The following is a 23,922-nucleotide window of genomic DNA, read 5'->3' on the forward strand; positions in this document are numbered from 1 at the left end:
CCGGGTTGCGGCTAACGTCTTACCCGGGCTACAAACGATGGCAGGATTCGTAGCCCGGGTAAGACGCCTCGCGTCGCACCCGGGAACGTTGCTTAGCCTTTGGCGCGGCTGGCGATAATCGCCTCAGCCACGTTGCGCGGGGCTTCCGCGTAGTGGTGGAACTCCATGCTGTAGGTCGCCCGGCCCTGGGACATTGAACGCAGCGTGGTGGAATAGCCAAACATCTCGGCCAGCGGCACGTCGGCGCGGATAATCTGGCTGCCGAACCGCTCCTCCATCCCCTGCACCATTCCGCGACGGGAAGAGAGATCGCCCATGATATTCCCGGCGTACTCTTCCGGGGTCTCCACTTCCACGTGCATCACCGGTTCAAGAATAACCGGGTCGGCCCTGCGCGCCCCTTCCTTGAAGCCAAATATCGCCGCCATCCGGAAAGCCATCTCCGACGAGTCGACGTCGTGATACGAACCAAACGTCAGGGTCGCCTTGATATCCACCACCGGATAGCCCGCCAGCACGCCGGTGCCCATCGCTTCGCGCAGCCCTTTTTCCACTGAAGGGATGTACTCGCGCGGCACCACGCCGCCTTTGGTCGCGTCCTCAAACACAAAACCGCTTCCCGGCTCCAGCGGTTCAAGGGTCAGCACCACGTGACCGTACTGCCCTTTACCGCCGGACTGGCGGACAAATTTACCTTCCACCTCTTTGACCGTTTTGCGGATCGTCTCGCGATAGGTCACCTGCGGACGCCCGATATTCGCCTCGACGCCAAACTCACGCTTCATGCGGTCGACGATAATCTCCAGATGCAGTTCGCCCATCCCGGAAACGATCGTCTGGCCTGACTCCTCGTCAGTATGCAGACGAAACGACGGATCTTCCGCCGCCAGCCGCTGCAGGGCGATACCCATTTTCTCCTGATCGGCTTTGGTTTTCGGTTCAATCGCCAGCGAAATCACCGGCTCCGGAAACTCCATCCGTTCGAGGGTAATCACCGCATCCGGGTCGCACAGCGTGTCGCCGGTGGTGACATCCTTCAGGCCGACGCAGGCGGCAATGTCCCCGGCGTGCAGTTCGTCCACCTCATGGCGATCGTTGGCCTGCATCAGCACGATGCGTCCGATGCGCTCTTTCTTACCTTTCACCGGATTCCACACCGCATCGCCTTTTTTCAACGTCCCGGAATAGACGCGGATAAAGGTCAGCTGTCCAACGTAGGGGTCGGTCATCAGCTTGAAGGCCAGCGCCGAGAACGGCTCGTCGTCGCCCGGATGACGTTCAGCGGGCCGCCCTTTCTCATCCACGCCCTGAATCGCCGGGATATCCAGCGGCGACGGCATCAGCTCAACCACCGCATCGAGCATCCGCTGCACGCCTTTGTTTTTAAACGCGCTGCCGCACAGCACCGCCTGGATTTCCCCCTTCACCGTGCGCTGGCGCAGACCGGCGACAATCTCCGCCTCGTCCAGCTCACCGGTTTCGAGATATTTATCCATCAGTTCGTCGCTGGCTTCCGCCGCCGCCGAGACCATTTTCTCCCGCCACAGACGGGCGGTTTCCACGAGGTCGTCAGGCACCGGCGCATAGCTGAAGGTCATCCCCTGGGTGGCGTCATCCCACAAAATGGCGCGCATTTTGATGAGATCCACCACCCCGGTGAAGTGCTCTTCGGCGCCAACCGGGATCGCAATCGGCACCGGATTGGCCTTCAGGCGATCGATCATCATCTGCACCACTCGGAAAAAATCCGCGCCGGGGCGGTCCATCTTGTTGACGAAGGCCAGCCGCGGAACGTGGTATTTATTCGCCTGCCGCCAGACGGTTTCCGACTGCGGCTGCACGCCGCCGACGGAGTCGTAAACCATCACCGCGCCGTCCAGGACGCGCATGGAGCGTTCCACTTCGATGGTGAAATCCACGTGCCCGGGGGTATCGATGATGTTAATCCGGTGCGGCTCGAAGCTGCGGTCCATGCCGGGCCAGAAGCAGCTCACCGCCGCGGAGGTAATGGTGATCCCGCGCTCCTGCTCCTGCGCCATCCAGTCGGTGGTTGCCGCGCCATCGTGTACTTCCCCCAGCTTGTGGCTCATCCCGGTATAAAACAGGATGCGCTCGGTGGTGGTGGTTTTGCCGGCATCGATATGCGCGGAGATACCGATGTTGCGATAACGTTCGAGGGGGATGGGTCGGGGCATGATGCGTCCTTAGTCATTGTGACTGTTAACAGGCGGCCGGAATTGGCCGCCGTTCATATAACGGCATCTATCATAGTACAACTGTACGAGTATATTCGAACTATTTTTGCTATCGTTACTATTGGTGAAGCTGCGACGACCCGCGTGGCTTTAGAAAAGCAGTTTCGGTATATTACCGGCCAGCCGCCGATACGGGCTGCTGCTCACGGAGCTGCGCCGCCGCCGACACAGGAATATTATGATCGCCAATCACCCCGAACGTGAACAAATTCGCCTCGAAAATGTCCTTTTCGCTCTCGGCAACCCGCTGCGGCTTGAGATTATCCGTATCCTTGCCGACGGCAGCGAGCAGAGCTGTAACGCCCTGCGTCATGAAGATGTGGCGAAGTCGACCATGACCCACCACTGGCGCGTCCTGCGCGACAGCGGTGTGATCTGGCAGCGGCCTCAGGGGCGGGAGAATTTGATTTCGCTGCGCCGGGAAGATTTAGACGCGCGCTTTCCCGGCCTGCTGGATACGCTGCTTAAGGTCATGCAGCACGATAGCTAAAGGCCTGCGCGCCGGCCTCTACTCCTCACCGGCCAGCCGCCGATACTGGGCAAAGCGGGCGCGCGCATCCTCCTCGGTTCTGCTAAAAAGCGCATCCGCGAGATGCGGCGTCGTTTTGTGCAGCGAGGCGTAGCGCACTTCGCCAAGCAAAAAGTCGCGGAAGCTCTCCTCCGGCTCTTCGGAATCGAGCATAAACGGCGTCTTGCCCTCCGCTTCCCGCTGCGGATGATAGCGCCACAGGTGCCAGTATCCCGCCTCAACCGCCCGTTTCGCCTCGCGCTGGCTGCAGCGCATACCGGCTTTCAGCCCGTGGTTAATGCAGGCGGCGTAGGCAATCACCAGCGACGGTCCCGGCCAGGCTTCAGCCTCGGCGATCGCGCGCAGCGTCTGATCTTTATCGGCGCCCATGGCGACCTGGGCCACGTACACATTGCCGTAGCTCATCGCCATCATGCCAAGATCTTTTTTCCGCGTGCGTTTGCCCTGCGCGGCAAACTTCGCGATGGCCGCCACCGGGGTCGATTTAGACGACTGCCCGCCGGTATTGGAGTAAACCTCGGTATCAAACACCAGAATATTCACGTCTTCCCCGCTCGCCAGCACGTGATCGAGACCGCCGAAGCCGATATCGTAGGCCCAGCCGTCGCCGCCGAAAATCCACTGCGACCGGCGCACAAAATAGTCGCGGTTCTGCCATAGCTGCTCCAGCAGCGGCACGCCCTCTTTTTCCGCCGCCAGCCGTTCGCTGAGCCGGTCCGCGCGCTCGCGGGTACCCTCGCCTTCATCCTGCTTCGCCAGCCACTGGCGCATCGCGTCGAGGAGTTCGTCGCTGACCGGCAGCGCCAGCGCGGCGGTTATATCATCGGCGATTTGTTGACGCACCGCCTGGCCGCCGAGCATCATGCCGAGGCCAAACTCCGCGTTATCCTCAAACAGCGAGTTCGCCCATGCCGGGCCGTGGCCGCGGTGGTTGGTGGTATAGGGAATCGACGGCGCGCTGGCTCCCCAGATTGAAGAGCAGCCGGTGGCGTTAGCGATCAGCATCCGGTCGCCAAACAGCTGGGTTATCAGGCGGGCATAAGGCGTTTCGCCGCATCCCGCGCAGGCGCCAGAAAACTCCAGCAGCGGGGTTTCAAACTGGCTACCTTTGACCGTCGTCTTCCGGAACGGATTGCTCTTCGGCGTCAGCGCCAGCGCATAGTCCCAGACCGGCGCCATCTGGCGCTGGCTATCAAGAGACTGCATTTTTAACGCCTTGCCGCGCGAAGGACAGATATCCACACAGTTGCCGCAGCCGGAGCAATCCAGAGGCGAAATAGCCAGATGGTAGTGGTACGCCTTCGCTCCCTGAGCGGGTTTGCTCAACAGCCCGGCCGGCGCGGCGTCCTGCTCTTCGCCGTTGAGCAGCGCCGGGCGGATCGCCGCGTGGGGGCAGATAAAGGCGCACTGGTTACACTGCGTGCAGCCCTCCGGCTGCCAGACCGGCACTTCCAGCGCGATCCCGCGTTTCTCCCAGGCGGCAGTGCCCGAGGGAAAGGTGCCGTCTTCCATGCCGACAAACGCGCTTACCGGCAGCTGGTCGCCGCACTGGCGGTTCATCGGCTGCAAAATATCGCGGATGAAATCCGGCATCATGGCTGAAGCCTGCGCCACGGGCTCATCCAGCGTCGCCCAGTGCGCCGGAATGGTCACCTGATGCAGCGAAGCCATGCCCAGCTCGATCGCCCGCTGGTTCATCTCGATCACCGCCGCCCCTTTGCTGCCGTAGCTTTTTTCAACCGCCTGCTTGAGGTAATCCGCCGCGGTCTGCGGGTCGATAATTGCCGCCAGCTTAAAGAACGCCGCCTGCATCAGCATATTAAAGCGCCCGCCCAGCCCGAGCTCGCGGGCGATATCCACGGCGTTCAGGGTATAAAAATGGATATTTTCCCGCGCCAGATAGCGTTTAAAGCCGACCGGCAGATGCTGCTCCAGCTCCGCATCGGACCAGCTGCAGTTGAGTAAAAAGGTCCCGCCCGGCTTTAACCCATCCAGCAGGTCATAGCGCTCCACGTAGGACTGCTGCGAACAGGAGATAAAATCGGCCCGATGGATCAGGTAGGGCGAATTGATCGGCCGGTCGCCGAAGCGCAAATGCGAAACGGTAATGCCGCCGGATTTTTTCGAGTCATAGGAAAAGTAGGCCTGCGCGTAGAGCGGCGTATTGTCGCCGATGATTTTAATCGCGCTTTTATTGGCCCCGACGGTGCCATCCGAGCCCATTCCCCAAAATTTACAGGCGGTGATGCCGGCATGAGAAACCGCCAGCGTCTGCTGGCGCGGGGGCAAAGAAGTAAAGGTGACATCATCGACAATCCCGAGGGTAAACCCGTCCATCGGCAGCGGTTTATTGAGGTTGTCAAAGACCGCCGCGATATCGTTAGGCAGAACGTCCTTACCGCCAAGCGCGTAGCGGCCGCCGACAATCAGCGGCGCATCGTCGTGGTGGTAGAAGGCGTTTTTCACATCCAGGCACAGCGGTTCGGCCTGAGCGCCGGGCTCTTTGGTGCGGTCAAGCACGGCAATCCGCTGTACGGTTTTCGGCAGCTGAGCGAAAAAGTGGGCCAGCGAAAAAGGGCGAAACAGATGCACGCTGAGCAGCCCGACCTTCTCTCCCGCCGCGTTCAGCGTATCCACCACTTCCTGAACGGTGTCGCAGACCGACCCCATGGCGATAATCACCCGTTCGGCATCCGCCGCGCCGGTGTAGTTAAACAGATGGTACTCCCGGCCGGTGAGCGCGCTGATTTGCGCCATATAGCTTTCGACAATATCGGGCAGCGCCTGATAAAAACGGTTACCCGCCTCTCTTTCCTGGAAGTAGATATCCGGGTTTTGCGCCGTTCCGCGGATGACCGGATGATCCGGATGCAGCGCGTTACGGCGGAAGCTGTCGAGCGCGGCCCGGTCCAGCAGCGTCGCCAGCTGGTCATATTCCAGCACCTCGATTTTTTGAATTTCGTGCGAGGTGCGGAAACCATCGAAGAAGTTAACAAACGGGATGCGTCCCTTAATCGCCGCCAGATGCGCCACCGCCGACAAATCCATCACCTGCTGCACGTTGTTCTCCGCCAGCATCGCGCAGCCGGTCTGGCGAACCGCCATCACGTCCTGGTGATCGCCAAAAATATTCAGCGAATTGGTCGCCAGCGCCCGGGCGCTGACGTGAAAGACGCCCGGCAGCAGTTCACCGGCGATTTTGTACATGTTGGGGATCATCAGTAGCAGCCCCTGGGAAGCCGTATAGGTGGTGGTGAGCGCCCCGGCCTGCAGCGCGCCGTGTACCGCGCCTGCCGCGCCGGCTTCCGACTGCATCTCCATTAAGCGCACCGGCTGGCCAAAGAGGTTCTTTTTCCCCTGCGCCGCCCACTCGTCGACGTTTTCCGCCATCGGCGTGGAGGGGGTAATGGGGTAAATCGCCGCGACCTCGGTAAAGGCATAAGAGATCCAGGCCGCCGCGGCGTTGCCATCCATTGTTTTCATTTTTCCGGACATTGTTCAATCCTCGAAGGTGAGAGGCATCTTCGCCGCCTCAAATAAGCGGCAAACCCAGTTGTTGCCTCAAGCACAGCCTGTGCCAGCTCGCGGATGACAGAATAGTTGGCGCGAATTCAACGCGTTATGAAGATAAAGGCAACGCAGCGCGCCGAGAGATTGCGTGGAACAAGACACAGGGGACGACAAGCTGTTGAACAGACGACAAACCGCCACAATGGCCCCGGCAGGCGGAATTGTTCTGTTTCCCACATTTGGTCGCCTTATTGTGCCGTTTTGTTTTACGCCCTGCGCGGCAATGAATTAATAAATCCATAAAAATCAGATAAATAAATAAAAAGGCACGGCTGGTATGTTCCCTGCACTTCTCTGCTGGCAAACACTCAACCACAGGAGAAGTCACCATGACCATGCGTCAATGCGCTATTTACGGTAAAGGCGGTATCGGCAAATCCACCACTACGCAGAACCTCGTCGCCGCGCTGGCGGAGATGGGTAAGAAAGTAATGATCGTCGGCTGCGATCCGAAGGCGGACTCCACCCGCCTGATCCTGCACGCTAAAGCACAGAACACCATTATGGAGATGGCCGCGGAAGTCGGCTCGGTCGAGGATCTCGAGCTCGAAGACGTGCTGCAAATTGGCTACGGCGACGTGCGCTGCGCGGAATCCGGCGGCCCGGAGCCAGGCGTCGGCTGCGCGGGGCGCGGCGTGATCACGGCGATCAACTTTCTTGAAGAAGAAGGCGCCTACGAGGACGATCTCGATTTTGTCTTCTATGACGTGCTCGGCGACGTGGTCTGCGGCGGCTTCGCCATGCCTATCCGCGAAAACAAAGCCCAGGAGATCTACATCGTCTGCTCCGGCGAAATGATGGCGATGTACGCCGCCAACAATATCTCCAAAGGGATCGTTAAATACGCTAAATCCGGCAAGGTGCGCCTCGGCGGCCTGATCTGTAACTCACGCCAGACCGACCGTGAAGACGAACTGATCATGGCCCTGGCGGAAAAGCTCGGGACCCAGATGATCCACTTTGTCCCCCGCGACAATATCGTGCAGCGCGCGGAGATCCGCCGAATGACGGTGATCGAGTACGACCCCGCCTGCCAGCAGGCCAACGAATACCGCACCCTGGCGCAGAAGATCGTCAACAACACCATGAAAGTGGTGCCGACACCCTGCACCATGGATGAGCTGGAGTCGCTGCTGATGGAGTTCGGCATCATGGAAGAAGAAGACACCAGCATCATTGGTAAAACCGCCGCCGAAGAAAGCGCGGCCTGAGCACAGGACAATAATGATGACCAACGCAACGGGCGAACGTAATCTGGCGCTGATCCAGGAAGTCCTGGAGGTGTTCCCGGAAACCGCGCGAAAAGAGCGCAGAAAGCACATGATGGTCAGCGATCCGCAAATGGAGAGCGTCGGCAAGTGCATTATCTCTAACCGCAAATCACAACCCGGCGTGATGACCGTGCGCGGCTGCGCCTACGCCGGCTCGAAAGGGGTGGTATTCGGGCCAATCAAGGATATGGCCCACATCTCGCACGGGCCGGTCGGCTGCGGCCAGTATTCCCGCGCCGGACGACGCAACTACTACACCGGGGTCAGCGGCGTCGATAGCTTCGGCACGCTGAACTTCACCTCTGATTTTCAGGAGCGCGACATCGTCTTCGGCGGCGATAAAAAGCTCAGCAAGCTGATTGAAGAGATGGAGCTGCTGTTCCCGCTCACCAAAGGGATCACCATACAGTCGGAATGCCCGGTGGGGCTGATCGGCGATGATATCAGCGCGGTGGCCAACGCCAGCAGCAAAGCGCTGGATAAACCGGTGATCCCGGTACGCTGCGAAGGCTTTCGCGGCGTGTCGCAGTCGCTGGGGCACCATATCGCCAACGACGTGGTGCGCGACTGGATCCTCAACAATCGCGAAGGACAGCCGTTTGAAACCACTCCTTACGATGTGGCGATCATCGGCGACTACAACATCGGCGGCGACGCCTGGGCCTCGCGCATCCTGCTTGAAGAGATGGGGCTACGGGTGGTCGCGCAGTGGTCCGGCGACGGCACGCTGGTGGAGATGGAAAACACCCCATTCGTCAAGCTGAACCTGGTTCACTGCTACCGTTCGATGAACTATATCGCCCGCCATATGGAGGAAAAACATCAGATTCCGTGGATGGAGTACAACTTCTTCGGGCCGACCAAAATCGCCGAATCGCTGCGCAAAATCGCCGATCAGTTTGACGATACTATTCGCGCGAACGCCGAAGCGGTGATCGCCCGGTATGAGGGGCAGATGGCGGCGATTATCGCCAAATATCGCCCGCGCCTGGAGGGGCGTAAGGTGCTGCTCTATATGGGCGGCCTGCGGCCACGCCACGTTATCGGCGCCTACGAGGATCTCGGCATGGAGATCATCGCCGCCGGGTACGAGTTTGCCCATAACGATGACTACGACCGCACCCTGCCGGATCTGAAAGAGGGCACGCTGCTGTTCGATGACGCCAGCAGCTATGAGCTGGAAGCGTTCGTTAAGGCGCTGAAGCCCGACCTTATCGGCTCCGGCATCAAGGAAAAATATATCTTCCAGAAAATGGGCGTGCCGTTCCGCCAGATGCACTCGTGGGACTATTCCGGCCCGTACCACGGCTACGATGGTTTCGCCATTTTCGCCCGCGATATGGATATGACCCTGAACAACCCGGCGTGGAACGAACTCACCGCGCCGTGGCTGAAGTCTGCGTGATTGCCCACTCACTGTCCCGTCTGTTCACCGATTTGTGGCGCGGGAGGAGAACACCATGAGCCAAACGATTGATAAAATTAATAGCTGCTATCCGCTATTCGAACAGGATGAATACCAGGAGCTGTTCCGCAATAAGCGGCAGCTGGAGGAAGCGCACGATGCCCAGCGCGTGCAGGAGGTCTTTGCCTGGACCACCACCGCCGAGTATGAAGCGCTGAATTTCCAGCGCGAGGCGCTGACCGTTGACCCGGCGAAAGCCTGCCAGCCGCTTGGCGCGGTGCTTTGCTCGCTGGGATTTGCCAATACCCTGCCGTACGTCCACGGCTCCCAGGGGTGCGTGGCCTACTTTCGCACCTATTTTAACCGCCATTTCAAAGAGCCGATCGCCTGCGTCTCCGACTCGATGACCGAAGACGCGGCGGTCTTCGGCGGCAACAACAACATGAATCTGGGTCTGCAGAACGCCAGCGCGCTGTACAAGCCGGAGATCATCGCGGTTTCCACCACCTGCATGGCGGAAGTCATCGGCGATGACCTGCAGGCGTTTATCGCCAACGCCAAAAAAGATGGCTTCGTCGATAGCAGCATCGCCGTGCCCCATGCCCATACGCCAAGCTTTATCGGCAGCCACGTCACCGGCTGGGACAACATGTTTGAAGGCTTCGCCAAAACCTTCACCGCGGACTACCAGGGGCAGCCGGGCAAACTGCAGAAGCTCAATCTGGTGACCGGCTTTGAAACCTATCTCGGCAACTTCCGCGTATTAAAGCGGATGATGGAACAGATGGCGGTGCCGTGCAGCCTGCTCTCCGATCCGTCAGAAGTTCTCGACACGCCCGCCGACGGCCATTATCGGATGTATTCCGGCGGCACCACGCAGCAGGAGATGAAAGAGGCTCCTGACGCCATCGATACGCTGCTTCTGCAGCCGTGGCAGCTGCTGAAGAGCAAAAAAGTGGTGCAGGAGATGTGGAACCAGCCCGCCACCGAGGTCGCGATTCCGCTGGGGCTGGCCGCTACCGATGAACTGCTGATGACCGTCAGCCAGCTTAGCGGCAAGCCGATCGCCGACGCCCTCACCCTTGAGCGCGGCCGGCTGGTTGACATGATGCTCGATTCCCACACCTGGCTGCACGGCAAGAAATTTGGCCTGTACGGCGACCCGGACTTCGTGATGGGCCTCACCCGCTTCCTGCTGGAGCTGGGCTGCGAGCCGACGGTGATCCTGAGCCATAACGCCAACAAACGCTGGCAAAAAGCGATGAAGAAAATGCTTGATGCCTCGCCGTACGGGCGCGACAGCGAAGTGTTTATCAACTGCGATTTGTGGCACTTCCGTTCGCTGATGTTCACCCGTCAGCCGGACTTTATGATCGGCAACTCCTACGGCAAGTTTATCCAGCGCGATACCCTGGCGAAGGGCAAAGCCTTTGAAGTACCGCTTATCCGCCTCGGCTTTCCGCTGTTCGACCGCCACCATCTACACCGCCAGACAACCTGGGGTTATGAAGGGGCGATGAACATTGTGACGACGCTGGTAAACGCCGTACTGGAGAAACTGGATAGCGATACCAGCCAGCTGGGCAAAACCGATTACAGTTTCGATCTCGTCCGTTAACCATCAGGCGCCCCGCGTCACGCGGGGCCAGGAGGGAGTATGCCCATCGTGATTTTCCGTGAGCGCGGCGCGGACCTGTACGCCTATATCGCGAAACAGGATCTGGAGGCGCGAGTGCTCCAGATTGAGCATAACGACGCTGAACGCTGGGGCGGCGCGATTTCGCTGGAAGGGGGACGCCGCTACTACGTCAATCCGCAGCCGGGGCGCCCCGCCTTTCCGATAAGCCTGCGCGCGACGCGCGGCGCGTTGATATAAGGAGCTGGAGATGTCCGACAACGATACCCTTTTCTGGCGCATGCTGGCGCTGTTTCAGTCCCTGCCGGACCTGCAGCCGGTGCAAATTGTCGACTGGCTGGCGCAGGAGTGCGGCGAGACGCTGACCCCGGCGCGGCTGGCGACCCTGACCCAGCCGCAGCTGGCCGCCAGCTTTCCCTCCGCGACGGCGGTGATGTCCCCCGCTCGCTGGTCGCGGGTGATGGCGAGCCTGCAGGGCGCGCTGCCCGCCCATTTACGCATCGTTCACCCTGCCCAGCGAACGCCGCAGCTGCTGGCGGCGTTTTGCTCCCAGGATGGCCTGATGATTAACGGCCATTTCGGTCAGGGGCGGCTGTTTTTTATCTACGCGTTCGATGAGCAAGGCGGCTGGCTGCACGATCTGCGCCGCTATCCCTCCGCGCCCACCCAGCAGGAAGCCAACGAAGTGCGCGCCCGGCTGATTGAAGACTGCCAGCTGCTGTTTTGTCAGGAGATCGGCGGGCCCGCCGCCGCCCGGCTGATCCGCCACCGGATCCACCCGATGAAAGCGCAGACCGGGACGACGATTCATGCGCAGTGCGAGGCGATCAATACGCTGCTGGCCGGCCGTTTGCCGCCGTGGCTGGCGAAGCGGCTTAACCGGGAGAACCCTCTGGAGGCGCGCGTTTTTTAATCCCTGTTTTGTGCTTGTTGCCCGCCGACCCCGCGGGCTTTTTTTCGCGCATGGATGCGTTCCCCACGTTACGGTCAGGCATTATTCCACTTATCTTATTATTCGCCAAAACAAGACACGCCCCGCCATCCCTTGTCCGATTGTTGGCTTTGTCGCAAAGCCAACAACCCTTTTTCTTTAAATATCAAGGCGCCGCTTATGGAGCGCGAATTGCATCCTCCCCCTCATCCCCCACCGTCAACGAGGTCACTATGAAGGGAAATGAAATTCTGGCGCTGCTGGATGAACCGGCCTGTGAACACAACCATAAACAAAAATCCGGCTGCAGCGCGCCCAAACCCGGCGCCACCGCCGGCGGCTGCGCGTTCGACGGCGCGCAGATAACCCTGCTGCCCATTGCCGACGTGGCGCATCTGGTCCATGGCCCCATCGGCTGCGCCGGAAGCTCCTGGGATAACCGCGGCAGCGCCAGCTCCGGCCCCACCCTGAATCGGCTCGGGTTCACCACCGATCTCAACGAACAGGACGTGATTATGGGCCGCGGCGAACGTCGCCTGTTTCACGCCGTTCGCCATATCGTCACCCGTTATCATCCGGCGGCGGTCTTTATCTACAACACCTGCGTACCGGCCATGGAGGGCGATGACCTGGAAGCGGTATGCCAGGCCGCGCAGACCGCCACCGGCGTACCGGTTATCGCCATTGACGCGGCCGGTTTTTACGGCAGTAAAAATCTCGGTAACCGGCTGGCCGGCGAGGTCATGGTGAAACGGGTCATCGGTCAGCGCGAGCCCGCGCCCTGGCCGGAGAGCACGCCCTTTGCCCCGGAGCAGCGTCACGATATTGGCCTGATTGGCGAATTCAATATTGCCGGCGAGTTCTGGCATATTCAGCCGCTGCTCGACGAGCTGGGGATCCGCGTGCTCGGCAGCCTCTCCGGCGATGGCCGTTTCGCCGAGATCCAGACCATGCATCGGGCGCAGGCCAATATGCTGGTCTGCTCGCGGGCGCTAATTAACGTCGCCAGAGCCCTGGAGCAGCGCTACGGCACGCCGTGGTTCGAAGGCAGCTTCTACGGGATCCGCGCCACCTCCGACGCCCTGCGCCAGCTGGCGGCGCTGCTGGGCGATGACGACCTTAGCCAGCGCACCGAAGCGCTGATTGCGCGGGAGGAACAGGCGGCGGAACTGGCGCTACAACCGTGGCGCGAACGGCTGCGCGGCCGCAAAGCGCTGCTCTATACCGGCGGGGTGAAATCCTGGTCGGTGGTCTCGGCGCTTCAGGATTTGGGCATGACCGTGGTGGCAACCGGCACGCGTAAATCCACCGAAGAGGATAAACAGCGGATCCGCGAGCTGATGGGCGAAGAGGCGGTAATGCTGGAAGAAGGCAACGCCCGCACGCTGCTGGATGTGGTCTATCGCTATCAGGCCGACCTGATGATTGCCGGCGGACGCAATATGTACACCGCCTATAAAGCCAGGCTGCCGTTTCTCGATATCAATCAGGAGCGCGAACACGCCTTTGCCGGCTACAAGGGGATCGTCACCCTCGCCCGCCAGCTGTGTCAGACCATCGACAGTCCCATCTGGCCGCAAACCCATGCCCGCGCCCCGTGGCACTAAGGAGTACACCATGGCAGACATTTTCCGCACCGATAAACCGCTGGCGGTCAGCCCGATCAAGACCGGCCAGCCGCTCGGCGCAATCCTCGCCAGCCTCGGGATTGAACACAGTATCCCTCTGGTCCACGGCGCGCAGGGATGCAGCGCCTTCGCCAAAGTCTTTTTTATTCAACACTTCCACGACCCGGTTCCCCTGCAGTCGACGGCGATGGACCCCACCTCGACGATTATGGGCGCGGACGGCAATATTTTCACCGCCCTGGATACCCTCTGCCAGCGCAACGCGCCGCAGGCTATCGTGCTGCTCAGTACCGGGCTGTCTGAGGCTCAGGGCAGCGACATTTCCCGCGTGGTTCGCCAGTTTCGCGAAGAGTATCCCCGGCACAAGGGCGTGGCGATATTAACCGTTAACACGCCGGATTTTTATGGTTCCATGGAAAACGGCTTCAGCGCGGTGCTCGAGAGCGTCATTGAGCAGTGGGTTGCGCCGACGCCGCGCCCGGCTCAGCGCAATCGCCGGGTCAACCTGCTGGTCAGCCACCTCTGCTCGCCTGGCGATATCGAGTGGCTGCGCCGATGCGTCGAAGCCTTTGGTCTGCAGCCGATAATCCTGCCGGACCTGGCACAATCGATGGATGGGCACCTGGCGCAAGGCGATTTCTCGCCGCTGACCCAGGGCGGGACGCCGCTGCGCCAGATAGAACAGATGGGACAAAGCCTGTGCAGCTTCGCCATTGGCGTCTCCCTCCACCGCGCGTCATCGCTGCTGGCCCCGCGCTGCCGGGGCGAGGTTATCGCCCTGCCGCACCTGATGACCCTCGATCGCTGCGACGCCTTTATTCATCAACTGGCGAAAATTTCCGGACGCGCCGTTCCCCCGTGGCTGGAGCGCCAGCGCGGTCAGCTGCAGGATGCGATGATCGACTGTCATATGTGGCTTCAGGGCCAGCGCATGGCGATAGCGGCGGAAGGCGATCTGCTGGCGGCGTGGTGTGATTTCGCCAACAGCCAGGGGATGCAGCCCGGCCCGCTGGTGGCTCCTACCGGCCATCCCAGCCTGCGCCAGCTGCCGGTGGAACGCGTGGTGCCGGGAGATCTGGAGGATCTGCAAACGCTGCTGTGCGCCCAATCCGCCGACCTGCTGGTGGCCAACTCCCACGCCTGCGACCTGGCGGAGCAGTTTGCGCTGCCGCTGGTGCGCGCGGGTTTTCCGATCTTTGACAAGCTCGGTGAATTCCGCCGGGTGCGTCAGGGGTACAGCGGAATGCGCGATACGCTGTTCGAGCTGGCAAACCTGATGCGCGAGCGCCATCACCACCTCGCCCGCTACCGATCGCCGCTTCGCCAGAACACCGAATCTTCACTCTCCACAGGAGGCGCCTATGCCGCCGATTAACCGTCAGTTTGATATGGTCCACTCCGATGAGTGGTCTATGAAGGTCGCCTTCGCCAGTTCCGACTATCGTCATGTCGATCAGCATTTTGGCGCCACGCCGCGGCTGGTGGTATATGGCGTCAAGGCGGATCGGGTCACCCTGATCCGGGTGGTTGATTTCTCCGTTGAGAACGGCCACCAGACGGAGAAGATCGCCAGGCGGATCCACGCCCTTGAGGATTGCGTCACGCTGTTCTGCGTGGCGATTGGCGACGCGGTTTTTCGTCAGCTGTTGCAGGTCGGCGTCCGCGCCGAACGCGTTCCCGCCGACACCACCATCGTCGGCTTACTGCAGGAGATCCAGCTTTACTGGTACGACAAAGGGCAGCGCAAAAATGCGCGCCAGCGCGACCCGGAGCGCTTTACCCGTCTGCTGCAGGAACAGGAGTGGCATGAGGAACCGGACCCGCGCCGCTAGCCGTGTCGTTTGTGTGACAAAGCCCACAAAACATCCCGACACTGTCGGGCGCGTCTTGTCAGGGTAAAATATAACAAATTGAAAATATTGCATTTTATTCTCTGGTATCGCATTTGCTAGTTCGTTAACGCCACCGCACTCCTGCGGTGAACCGCGCCCCGGCGTTTTCCGTCATCATCCCTGGAGCTGACAGCATGTGGAATTACTCCGAGAAAGTGAAAGACCATTTTTTTAATCCCCGCAACGCGCGCGTGGTGGACAACGCCAACGCGGTAGGCGATGTGGGGTCATTAAGCTGCGGCGACGCGCTGCGCCTGATGCTGCGCGTTGACCCGCAAAGCGAAATTATCCAGGAAGCGGGCTTCCAGACCTTCGGCTGCGGCAGCGCCATCGCCTCCTCCTCCGCGCTGACGGAGCTGATTATCGGCCATACCCTGGCCGAAGCCGGGCAGATAACCAATCAGCAGATTGCCGATTATCTCGACGGGCTACCGCCGGAGAAAATGCACTGCTCGGTGATGGGCCAGGAGGCCCTGCGCGCGGCCATCGCCAACTTTCGCGGCGAAAGCCTGGAGGAAGAGCATGAGGAGGGCAAGCTGATCTGCAAATGCTTCGGCGTCGATGAAGGACACATTCGCCGCGCGGTGCAGAACAACGGCCTGACCACCCTTGAAGAGGTGATCAACTACACCAAAGCGGGCGGCGGCTGCACCGCCTGCCACGAAAAAATCGAGCTGGCGCTGGCGGAGATCCTCGCGCAGCCGCCGCAGACGCCGCCCGCCGCGGCCAGCGGCAAAGATCCGCACTGGCAGAGCGTCGTCGAGACCATCGCTGAACTGCGCCCGCATATTCAGGCCGACGGCGGCGATATGTCGCTGCTCAGCGTCGCCAACCACCAGGTGACCGTCAGCCTCTCCGGCAGCTGTAGCGGCTGCATGATGACCGATATGACCCTGGCCTGGCTGCAGCAAAAACTGATGGAACGTACCGGCTGTTATATGGAAGTGGTGGCGGCCTGAGCCGCGGTTAACTGACCCTAGGGGGACAAGATGAAACAGGTTTATCTCGATAACAACGCCACCACCCGTCTGGACCCGATGGTTCTGGAAGCGATGATGCCCTTTTTGACCGACTTTTACGGCAACCCCTCGTCGATACACGATTTTGGCATACCGGCCCAGGCGGCTCTGGAGCGCGCGCATCAACAGACCGCGGCGCTGCTGGGCGCGGAGTATCCCAGCGAGATCATCTTTACCTCCTGCGCCACCGAAGCTACCGCCACCGCCATCGCCTCGGCCATCGCCCTGCTGCCGGAGCGTCGCGAAATTATCACCAGCGCGGTCGAACATCCGGCGACGCTGACGGCCTGCGAGCACCTGGAGCGCCAGGGCTACCGGATTCATCGCATCGCGGTGGATAGCGAGGGGGCGCTGGACATGGCGCAGTTCCGCGCCGCGCTCAGCCCGCGCGTCGCGCTGGTCAGCGTGATGTGGGCGAATAACGAAACCGGGGTGCTTTTCCCGATCGCCGAAATGGCGGAGCTGGCCCATGAACAAGGGGCGCTGTTTCACTGCGATGCGGTACAGGTGGTGGGCAAAATGCCGATTGCCGTGGGCGAGACCCGCATCGACATGCTCTCCTGCTCGGCGCATAAGTTTCACGGACCAAAAGGCGTAGGCTGCCTCTATCTGCGCCGGGGAACGCGCTTTCGCCCGCTGCTGCGCGGCGGTCATCAGGAGTACGGTCGGCGCGCCGGGACGGAAAATATCTGCGGAATCGTCGGCATGGGCGCGGCCTGCGAGCTGGCGAATATTCATCTGCCGGGAATGGCGCATATCGGCCAGCTGCGCGACAGGCTGGAGCATCGCCTGCTGGCCAGCGTGCCGTCGGTCATGGTGATGGGCGGTAGCCAGCCGCGGGTGCCCGGCACGGCGAATCTGGCCTTTGAGTTTATTGAGGGTGAGGCCATTCTGCTGCTGCTCAACCAGGCCGGGATCGCCGCCTCCAGCGGCAGCGCCTGCACGTCAGGCTCGCTGGAACCCTCCCACGTGATGCGGGCGATGAATATCCCCTATACCGCCGCCCACGGCACCATCCGCTTTTCCCTCTCGCGCTACACCCGGGAGAAAGAGATCGATTACGTCGTCACCGCGCTGCCGCCGATTATCGACCGGCTGCGCGCGCTGTCGCCCTACTGGCACAACGGCAAGCCGCGCCCGGCGGACGCCGTCTTCGCGCCGGTTTACGGCTAAGGCGGAGGTGGCTGATGGGACGCGTGCTGATTAACGATACCACCCTGCGCGACGGCGAACAGAGCCCCGGCGTCGCCTTTCGCACCAGCGAAAAGGTCGCCATTGCCGAGGCGCTTTATGCCGCAGGGATTACGGCGATGGAGGTCGGCACCCCGGCGATGGGGGACGAGGAGATCGCGCGGATCCAGCTGGTGCGTCGCCAGCTGCCCGACGCGACGCTGATGACCTGGTGCCGGATGAACGCTCTGGAAATCCGCCAGAGCGCCGATCTGGGCGTTGACTGGGTGGATATTTCGATTCCGGCTTCAGATAAGCTGCGGCAGTACAAACTGCGCGAGCCGCTGACGGTGCTGCTGGAGCGGCTGGCGATGTTTATCCGCCTTGCGCATACGCTCGGTCTGCGGGTATGCATCGGCTGCGAGGACGCCTCGCGCGCCGGCGTCCAGGCCCTGCGCGCTATCGCCGAGGTCGCGCAGCAGTGCGGCGCCGCCCGCCTGCGCTATGCCGACACGGTCGGCCTGCTCGACCCCCTCACCACCGCGGCGCAAATCTCGGCCCTGCGCGAAGTCTGGTCCGGGGAAATCGAAATGCACGCCCACAACGACCTGGGTATGGCCACCGCCAATACGCTGGCGGCGGTAAGCGCCGGGGCCACCAGCGTGAATACGACGATCCTCGGCCTCGGCGAACGGGCGGGCAACGCGGCGCTGGAAACCGTCGCGCTGGGCCTGGAGCGCTGCCTCGGCGTGAAGACCGGCGTGCATTTTCCGGCGCTGCCCGCGCTCTGTCAGAGGGTCGCCGAAGCCGCCCAGCGCGCCATCGACCCGCAGCAGCCGCTGGTCGGCGAGCTGGTGTTTACCCATGAATCAGGGGTCCACGTGGCGGCGCTGCTGCGCGACAGCGAGAGCTATCAGTCGATCGCCCCTTCCCTGATGGGCCGCAGCTACCGGCTGGTGCTGGGTAAACACTCCGGGCGTCAGGCGGTCAACGGCGTATTTGACCAGATGGGCTATCACCTTAACGCCGCGCAAATTAACCAGCTGCTGCCCGCCATCCGCCGCTTCGCCGAGAACTGGAAGCGCAGCCCGAAAGATTATGAGCTGGTGGCTATCTACGACGAGCTGTGCGGTGAATCCGCCCTGCGGGCGAGGGGGTAATGATGGAGTGGTTTTATCAAATTCCCGGCGTGGACGAACTTCGCTCCGCCGAATCCTTTTTCCAGTTTTTCGCCGTCCCCTACCAGCCCGAGCTGCTTGGCCGCTGCAGCCTGCCGGTGCTGGCAACCTTTCACCGCAAACTGCGCGCCGAGGTGCCGCTGCAAAACCGGCTGGAGGAAAACCCCCGCGCTCACTGGCTGCTGGCGCGACGACTGCTCGCGGAGAGCTATCAGCAACAGTTTCAGGAGAGCGGAACATGAGACCGAAATTCACCTTTAGCGAAGAGGTCCGCGTCGTACGCGCGATTCGTAACGACGGCACCGTGGCGGGCTTCGCCCCCGGCGCGCTGCTGGTCAGGCGCGGCAGCACCGGCTTTGTCCGCGACTGGGGCGTTTTTTTGCAGGATCAGATTATCTACCAGATCCACTTTCCGGAAACCGATCGGATCATCGGCTGCCGCGAACAGGAGCTGATCCCCATCACCCAGCCGTGGCTGGCCGGAAACTTGCAATATGGTGATAACGTCGCCTGCCAGATGGCGCTTGCGGTCAACGGCGATGTCGTCGTGGCCGTTGGCCAGCGGGGACGCATCGAGGCGACCGATCGCGGAGAGACCGGCGACAGCTACACCGTGGACTTTAGCGGCCGCTGGTTCAGGGTTCCGGCGCGGGCCATCACCCTTATAGAGGAGAGAGAAGAATGAACGCATGGCAACGTTTTGCCCGGCAGCGGCTGGCGCGCAGCCGCTGGAATAGCGACCCGACTGCCCTGGAGCCGGCCGATACGCCGGCTTTTGAACAGGCCTGGCAACGTCAGTGCCGCATGGAGCAGGCGATCGTCGCGCGGGTCCCGGAAAGCGATATTCCGGCGGCGCTGCTGGAGAATATCGCCGCCTCCCTTGCCGTCTGGCTCGACGAGGGGGAATTTACGCCGCCGGAGCGCGCAGCCATCGTGCTGCATCACGCCCGACTGGAGGTCGGCTTTACCGATATCGCCCGCCAGGCGCCGCAGCCGGATCTCTCCACGGTGCAGGCGTGGTACCTGCGCCACCAGACGCAGTTTATGCGCCCGGAGCAGCGTCTGACCCGCCACCTGCTGCTGACGGTCGATGGCGACCGCGAAGCCGTACACCAGCGGATCCTCGGCCTGTATCGGCAAATCAACGCCTCCCGGGACGCGTTTGCTCCGCTGACTCGCCGCCATTCCCACTGCCCAAGCGCCCTGGAAGAGGGCCGTCTGGGCTGGATTAGCCGCGGGCTGCTCTATCCCCAGCTTGAGACCGCGCTGTTTTCACTGGCGGAAAACGCGCTAAGCCTTCCCATCGCCAGCGAGCTGGGGTGGCATCTTTTATGGTGTGAAGCAATTCGTCCCGCCGCGCCCATGGAGCCGCAGCAGGCGCTGGAGAGCGCGCGCGATTATCTTTGGCAGCAGAGCCAGCAGCGCCATCAGCGCCAGTGGCTGGAACAAACGATTTCCCGTCAGCCGGGCCTGTGCGGGTAGCCTCGCAGCTACCCGTTAACGCCTACAGCACCGCGCGTTTAATCTCCTCAAGCCAGCTCGCCAGACGCGCTTCGGTCTGGTCGAACTGGTTATCCTGATCCAGTACCAGCCCAATAAAGCGTTCGCCCTCCAGCGCCGCAGAGGCGCTGAATTCATAGCCCTCATTTGGCCAGCTGCCGATTATCTGCGCGCCGCGCGCGCGCAGAGCGTCGTACAGCGGACGCATCCCGCTAACGAAGTTGTCCGGGTAGCCTTTCTGGTCGCCGAGGCCGAACAGAGCCACGGTTTTCCCGCTCAGGCTGGCGTCGTCGAGGCCGCTGATGAATTCGCTCCATGATTCGCCTTCGCATCCGGCCTCAAGCCCCGGCAGCTGGCCGTCGCCGAGCGTCGGCGTGCCCAGCAGCAGCACCGGATAGGCCATAAAGTCGTCCAGCGTCGTGCGGTTAATGTTGACCGGGGCATCCGCCAGCTCGCCCAGCTGTTTGTGGATCATTTTCGCGATTTTGCGGGTTTTACCGGTATCGGTGCCAAAGAAAATACCAATGTTCGCCATATTGCGCTCCTGTCGGAAAGGGGGATTGAAAACACGCGTTCTCGCAGAGGTATTGCGAAGGCTGTGCCAGGTTTCTTTGCACTATCGCGGCTCACCCCTGCCCCAAAACGATCGCTTCCGCGCCCGCCCGCCGCCCGCAGCGGGGCCGGCGGGCCGCTTAAAATGAAAAAAGCGCTGGGTTTTCCCCTACCGGATCAATGTTTCTGCTTATCTCGCCGATAAGGGCGCACGCTTTGCATGGTTATCGAGATTCGACAAACGCCGCGGCGTTCTCGTCACGGTGTCGGACAAATTGTCATAACTGCGACACAGGAGTTTGCGATGACCCTGAATATGATGCTCGATAACGCCGTACCCGAGGCGATTGCCGGTGCGCTGACTCAACAACATCCGGGGCTATTTTTTACGATGGTCGAACAGGCATCGGTAGCCATTTCCCTCACCGACGCCCGGGCGAATATTATCTACGCCAACCCGGCGTTTTGCCGCCAGAGCGGATATTCGCTGGCGCAACTGCTCAATCAAAACCCGCGCCTGCTGGCCAGCAGCCAGACGCCGCGCGAAATCTACCAGCAGATGTGGCAAACCCTGCTTCAGCGCCAGCCGTGGCGCGGCCAGCTGATTAATCAGCGCCGCGACGGCGGCCTGTATCTGGTGGATATCGACATCACGCCGGTGCTGAATCCCCAGGGCGAGCTGGAGCATTATCTGGCGATGCAGCGGGACATCAGCGTCAGCTATACCCTGGAACAGCGGCTGCGCAATCATATGACGCTGATGGAGGCGGTGCTCAACAACATCCCCGCCGCCGTGGTCGTGGTGGATGAGCAGGATCGGGTGGTGATGGATAATCTCGCCTACAAAACGTACTGCGCGGACTGCGGCGGAAAAGAGCTGCTGGTCGAGCTCCAGATTTCACCGCGCAAAATGGGGCCCGGCGCGGAGCAAATCCTGCCGGTGGTGGTTCGCGGCGCGGTCCGCTGGCTGTCGGTGACCTGCTGGGCGCTGCCCGGCGTAAGCGAAGAAGCCAGCCGCTATTTTGTCGACAGCGCCCCGGCGCGCACGCTGGTGGTGATCGCCGACTGCACCCAGCAGCGCCAGCAGCAGGAGCAGGGCCGTCTCGACCGTCTGAAGCAGCAGATGACCGCCGGAAAGCTGCTGGCCGCCATTCGCGAGTCGCTGGACGCGGCGCTGATTCAGCTTAATTGCCCGATCAATATGCTGGCGGCGGCCCGTCGGCTGAACGGCGAAGGCAGCGGCAACGTGGCGCTGGACGCGGCGTGGCGCGAAGGCGAAGAGGCCATGGCGCGACTGCAGCGCTGCCGCCCTTCTCTCGAGCTGGAAAGCAGCGCCGTCTGGCCGCTTCAGCCCTTCTTTGACGACCTGTACGCCCTCTACCGCACCCGCTTTGACGACCGCGCGCGGCTGCGGGTTGACATGGCATCGCCGCATCTGGTCGGCTTCGGCCAGCGTACCCAGATGCTGGCCTGCTTAAGTTTATGGCTCGATCGGACGCTGGCCCTCGCCGCTGAACTGCCCTCCGTACCGCTGGAGATCGAGCTTTATGCCGAAGAGGACGAGGGCTGGCTCTCGCTGTATCTCAACGACAATGTACCGCTGCTGCAGGTGCGCTACGCCCACTCACCCGATGCCTTAAACTCTCCCGGCAAAGGGATGGAGCTGCGGCTGATCCAAACGCTGGTCGCCTACCACCGCGGCGCGATTGAACTGGCTTCTCGACCCCAGGGAGGCACCAGCCTCGTTCTGCGATTCCCGCTCTTTGATACCCTGACCGGAGGTGAGCAATGATCCATAAATCCGATTCGGACACCACCGTCAGGCGCTTCGATCTCTCCCAGCAGTTTACCGCCATGCAGCGGATAAGCGTGGTGCTGAGCCGCGCCACCGAAGCGAGCAAAACCCTGCAGGAGGTGCTGAGCGTTTTACATAACGATGCGTTTATGCAGCACGGGATGATTTGCCTGTACGACAGCCAGCAGGAGATCCTGAGCATCGAAGCGCTACAGCAAACGGAAAACCAGACGCTGCCCGGCAGTACGCAAATTCGCTACCGGCCGGGGGAAGGATTGGTCGGTACCGTGCTGGCGCAGGGCCAGTCGCTGGTGCTGCCGCGCGTCGCCGATGACCAGCGCTTTCTCGATCGTCTGAGCCTGTACGACTACGACCTGCCGTTTATCGCCGTTCCGCTGATGGGCCCTCATTCCCGGCCCATCGGCGTACTGGCGGCGCAGCCGATGGCGCGTCAGGAAGAGCGGCTACCCGCCTGCACGCGCTTTCTCGAAACCGTCGCCAATCTGGTGGCCCAGACGATTCGCCTGATGATTCTGCCGACCTCCGCCGCGCAGCCGCCGCAGCAGAGCCCCCGAGTTGAGCGCACGCGCGCCTGTACCCCTTCGCGCGGTTTCGGCCTGGAGAATATGGTCGGCAAAAGCCCGGCGATGCGGCAGATTATGGACATTATCCGTCAGGTCTCCCGCTGGGATACCACGGTGCTGGTGCGCGGCGAGAGCGGCACCGGGAAAGAGCTGATCGCCAACGCCATTCATCATAATTCCCCGCGCGCCGCCGCCGCATTCGTCAAATTTAACTGCGCGGCGCTGCCGGACAATCTGCTGGAGAGCGAGCTGTTCGGCCATGAGAAAGGCGCGTTTACCGGCGCGGTGCGCCAGCGGAAAGGCCGCTTTGAGCTGGCGGACGGCGGCACCCTATTCCTGGATGAAATCGGTGAAAGCAGCGCCTCGTTTCAGGCCAAGCTGCTGCGAATTCTGCAAGAAGGAGAGATGGAGCGCGTCGGCGGCGATGAAACCCTGCGCGTCAACGTGCGCATTATTGCGGCGACCAACCGCCATCTGGAAGAGGAGGTGCGGCTGGGGCATTTCCGTGAAGACCTTTACTACCGCCTGAACGTAATGCCTATCGCGCTGCCGCCGCTGCGCGAGCGCCAGGAGGATATCGCCGAACTGGCGCATTTTCTGGTACGTAAAATCGCCCACAGCCAGGGGCGAACGCTGCGCATCAGCGATGGGGCAATTCGCCTGCTGATGGAGTACAGCTGGCCGGGAAACGTCCGCGAACTGGAAAACTGTCTCGAACGTTCGGCGGTGATGTCGGAAAGCGGCCTGATCGACCGGGACGTGATTCTGTTCAACCATCGCGATAACCCGCCGAAAGCGCTGCCCAACGGCGGCCAGACGGAAGACGGCTGGCTCGACAACAGCCTCGACGAGCGCCAGCGGCTGATTGCCGCCCTGGAGAAAGCGGGCTGGGTGCAGGCCAAAGCGGCGCGGCTGCTCGGGATGACGCCGCGTCAGGTGGCGTATCGCATTCAGATCATGGATATCACCATGCCGCGGCTGTGAAGCGTTATGTGAGATTCAGGACA

20 protein-coding genes are annotated in these 23,922 nt (G+C 61.6%); 17 read left to right on the plus strand and 3 right to left on the minus strand.

Going from position 1 to position 23,922, the window contains the following annotated elements; genetic code table 11:
* Positions 1–92: 92 nt before the first annotated feature.
* Entirely contained in the window at positions 93–2,195 is a 2,103-nt protein-coding gene (gene fusA / locus SIK97_RS13455; RefSeq protein WP_025107724.1) for an elongation factor G, read from the minus strand.
* Between the two features lie 238 nt (positions 2,196–2,433).
* Here fusA and SIK97_RS13460 point away from each other — a divergent pair, with 238 nt between their 5' ends.
* Positions 2,434–2,745 carry an ArsR/SmtB family transcription factor gene (locus tag SIK97_RS13460; protein ID WP_014230020.1) on the plus strand — a complete coding sequence of 104 codons (312 nt, stop codon included), beginning with the start codon at positions 2,434–2,436 and terminating at the stop codon, positions 2,743–2,745.
* 18 nt (positions 2,746–2,763) lie between these two features.
* On the opposite strand, the gene nifJ is transcribed toward SIK97_RS13460, so the two are convergent.
* The gene (gene nifJ, locus SIK97_RS13465; RefSeq protein ID WP_057173219.1) at positions 2,764–6,279 is read right to left on the minus strand and encodes a pyruvate:ferredoxin (flavodoxin) oxidoreductase; all 3,516 of its coding nucleotides are present in this window, start codon (positions 6,277–6,279) and stop codon (positions 2,764–2,766) included.
* Positions 6,280–6,683: 404 nt separating this feature from the next.
* Here nifJ and nifH point away from each other — a divergent pair, with 404 nt between their 5' ends.
* From nifH to nifM, 14 genes are all read left to right on the plus strand, one after another.
* The gene (nifH, locus tag SIK97_RS13470) at positions 6,684–7,565 is read left to right on the plus strand and encodes a nitrogenase iron protein (RefSeq protein WP_004852391.1); all 882 of its coding nucleotides are present in this window, start codon (positions 6,684–6,686) and stop codon (positions 7,563–7,565) included.
* 16 nt (positions 7,566–7,581) lie between these two features.
* Entirely contained in the window at positions 7,582–9,030 is a 1,449-nt protein-coding gene (nifD, locus tag SIK97_RS13475; RefSeq protein ID WP_014230022.1) for a nitrogenase molybdenum-iron protein alpha chain, read from the plus strand.
* A 55-nt stretch (positions 9,031–9,085) separates the two neighbouring features.
* Positions 9,086–10,648: a nitrogenase molybdenum-iron protein subunit beta gene (nifK, locus tag SIK97_RS13480; protein WP_025107726.1), complete on the plus strand. Its 1,563-nt coding sequence runs from the start codon at positions 9,086–9,088 to the stop codon at positions 10,646–10,648.
* Between the two features lie 39 nt (positions 10,649–10,687).
* Complete coding sequence (gene nifT / locus SIK97_RS13485) at positions 10,688–10,906, plus strand: putative nitrogen fixation protein NifT (protein ID WP_014230024.1); 219 nt, start codon at positions 10,688–10,690, stop codon at positions 10,904–10,906.
* Positions 10,907–10,916: 10 nt separating this feature from the next.
* A complete protein-coding gene (locus tag SIK97_RS13490; protein WP_057173220.1) occupies positions 10,917–11,579 on the plus strand; it encodes a NifB/NifX family molybdenum-iron cluster-binding protein in 663 nt (220 codons plus the stop codon).
* 251 nt (positions 11,580–11,830) lie between these two features.
* Entirely contained in the window at positions 11,831–13,204 is a 1,374-nt protein-coding gene (nifE, locus tag SIK97_RS13495; protein WP_025107729.1) for a nitrogenase iron-molybdenum cofactor biosynthesis protein NifE, read from the plus strand.
* Positions 13,205–13,214: 10 nt separating this feature from the next.
* Positions 13,215–14,600 carry a nitrogenase iron-molybdenum cofactor biosynthesis protein NifN gene (gene nifN, locus SIK97_RS13500; RefSeq protein WP_049080158.1) on the plus strand — a complete coding sequence of 462 codons (1,386 nt, stop codon included), beginning with the start codon at positions 13,215–13,217 and terminating at the stop codon, positions 14,598–14,600.
* The gene (locus SIK97_RS13505; RefSeq protein ID WP_014230028.1) at positions 14,587–15,057 is read left to right on the plus strand and encodes a NifB/NifX family molybdenum-iron cluster-binding protein; all 471 of its coding nucleotides are present in this window, start codon (positions 14,587–14,589) and stop codon (positions 15,055–15,057) included. Before nifN ends, SIK97_RS13505 begins: the two co-directional genes overlap by 14 nt.
* A gap of 194 nt (positions 15,058–15,251) precedes the next feature.
* On the plus strand, positions 15,252–16,076 hold the full coding sequence (gene nifU, locus SIK97_RS13510) for a Fe-S cluster assembly protein NifU (RefSeq protein WP_014230029.1): 825 nt from the start codon (positions 15,252–15,254) through the stop codon (positions 16,074–16,076).
* A gap of 30 nt (positions 16,077–16,106) precedes the next feature.
* On the plus strand, positions 16,107–17,309 hold the full coding sequence (gene nifS, locus SIK97_RS13515) for a cysteine desulfurase NifS (RefSeq protein WP_057173221.1): 1,203 nt from the start codon (positions 16,107–16,109) through the stop codon (positions 17,307–17,309).
* Positions 17,310–17,323: 14 nt separating this feature from the next.
* Positions 17,324–18,466 (plus strand): homocitrate synthase, encoded by a 1,143-nt coding sequence (gene nifV, locus SIK97_RS13520; protein WP_032693846.1) that lies wholly within the window; start codon positions 17,324–17,326, stop codon positions 18,464–18,466.
* Entirely contained in the window at positions 18,466–18,726 is a 261-nt protein-coding gene (locus SIK97_RS13525) for a nitrogenase-stabilizing/protective protein NifW (protein ID WP_057173222.1), read from the plus strand. Before nifV ends, SIK97_RS13525 begins: the two co-directional genes overlap by 1 nt.
* Positions 18,723–19,169 (plus strand): nitrogen fixation protein NifZ, encoded by a 447-nt coding sequence (locus tag SIK97_RS13530; protein WP_057173223.1) that lies wholly within the window; start codon positions 18,723–18,725, stop codon positions 19,167–19,169. Before SIK97_RS13525 ends, SIK97_RS13530 begins: the two co-directional genes overlap by 4 nt.
* The gene (gene nifM / locus SIK97_RS13535; RefSeq protein ID WP_057173224.1) at positions 19,166–19,966 is read left to right on the plus strand and encodes a nitrogen fixation protein NifM; all 801 of its coding nucleotides are present in this window, start codon (positions 19,166–19,168) and stop codon (positions 19,964–19,966) included. Before SIK97_RS13530 ends, nifM begins: the two co-directional genes overlap by 4 nt.
* Positions 19,967–19,988: 22 nt before the next feature.
* Here nifM and SIK97_RS13540 read toward each other — a convergent pair whose 3' ends face one another.
* Positions 19,989–20,519: a flavodoxin gene (locus tag SIK97_RS13540; RefSeq protein ID WP_025107735.1), complete on the minus strand. Its 531-nt coding sequence runs from the start codon at positions 20,517–20,519 to the stop codon at positions 19,989–19,991.
* Between the two features lie 321 nt (positions 20,520–20,840).
* Between SIK97_RS13540 and nifL the strand changes: the two genes are divergently transcribed.
* Both nifL and nifA read left to right on the plus strand, forming a co-directional pair.
* The gene (nifL, locus tag SIK97_RS13545; RefSeq protein WP_014230036.1) at positions 20,841–22,328 is read left to right on the plus strand and encodes a nitrogen fixation negative regulator NifL; all 1,488 of its coding nucleotides are present in this window, start codon (positions 20,841–20,843) and stop codon (positions 22,326–22,328) included.
* Complete coding sequence (gene nifA, locus SIK97_RS13550; protein WP_057173225.1) at positions 22,325–23,899, plus strand: nif-specific transcriptional activator NifA; 1,575 nt, start codon at positions 22,325–22,327, stop codon at positions 23,897–23,899. The genes nifL and nifA overlap by 4 nt, the downstream gene beginning before the upstream one ends.
* The last annotated feature ends 23 nt before the right edge of the window (positions 23,900–23,922 follow it).

It is taken from the genome of Klebsiella sp. JN_Kp126, assembly GCF_033843325.1.
Lineage (GTDB): Bacteria > Pseudomonadota > Gammaproteobacteria > Enterobacterales > Enterobacteriaceae > Klebsiella > Klebsiella michiganensis.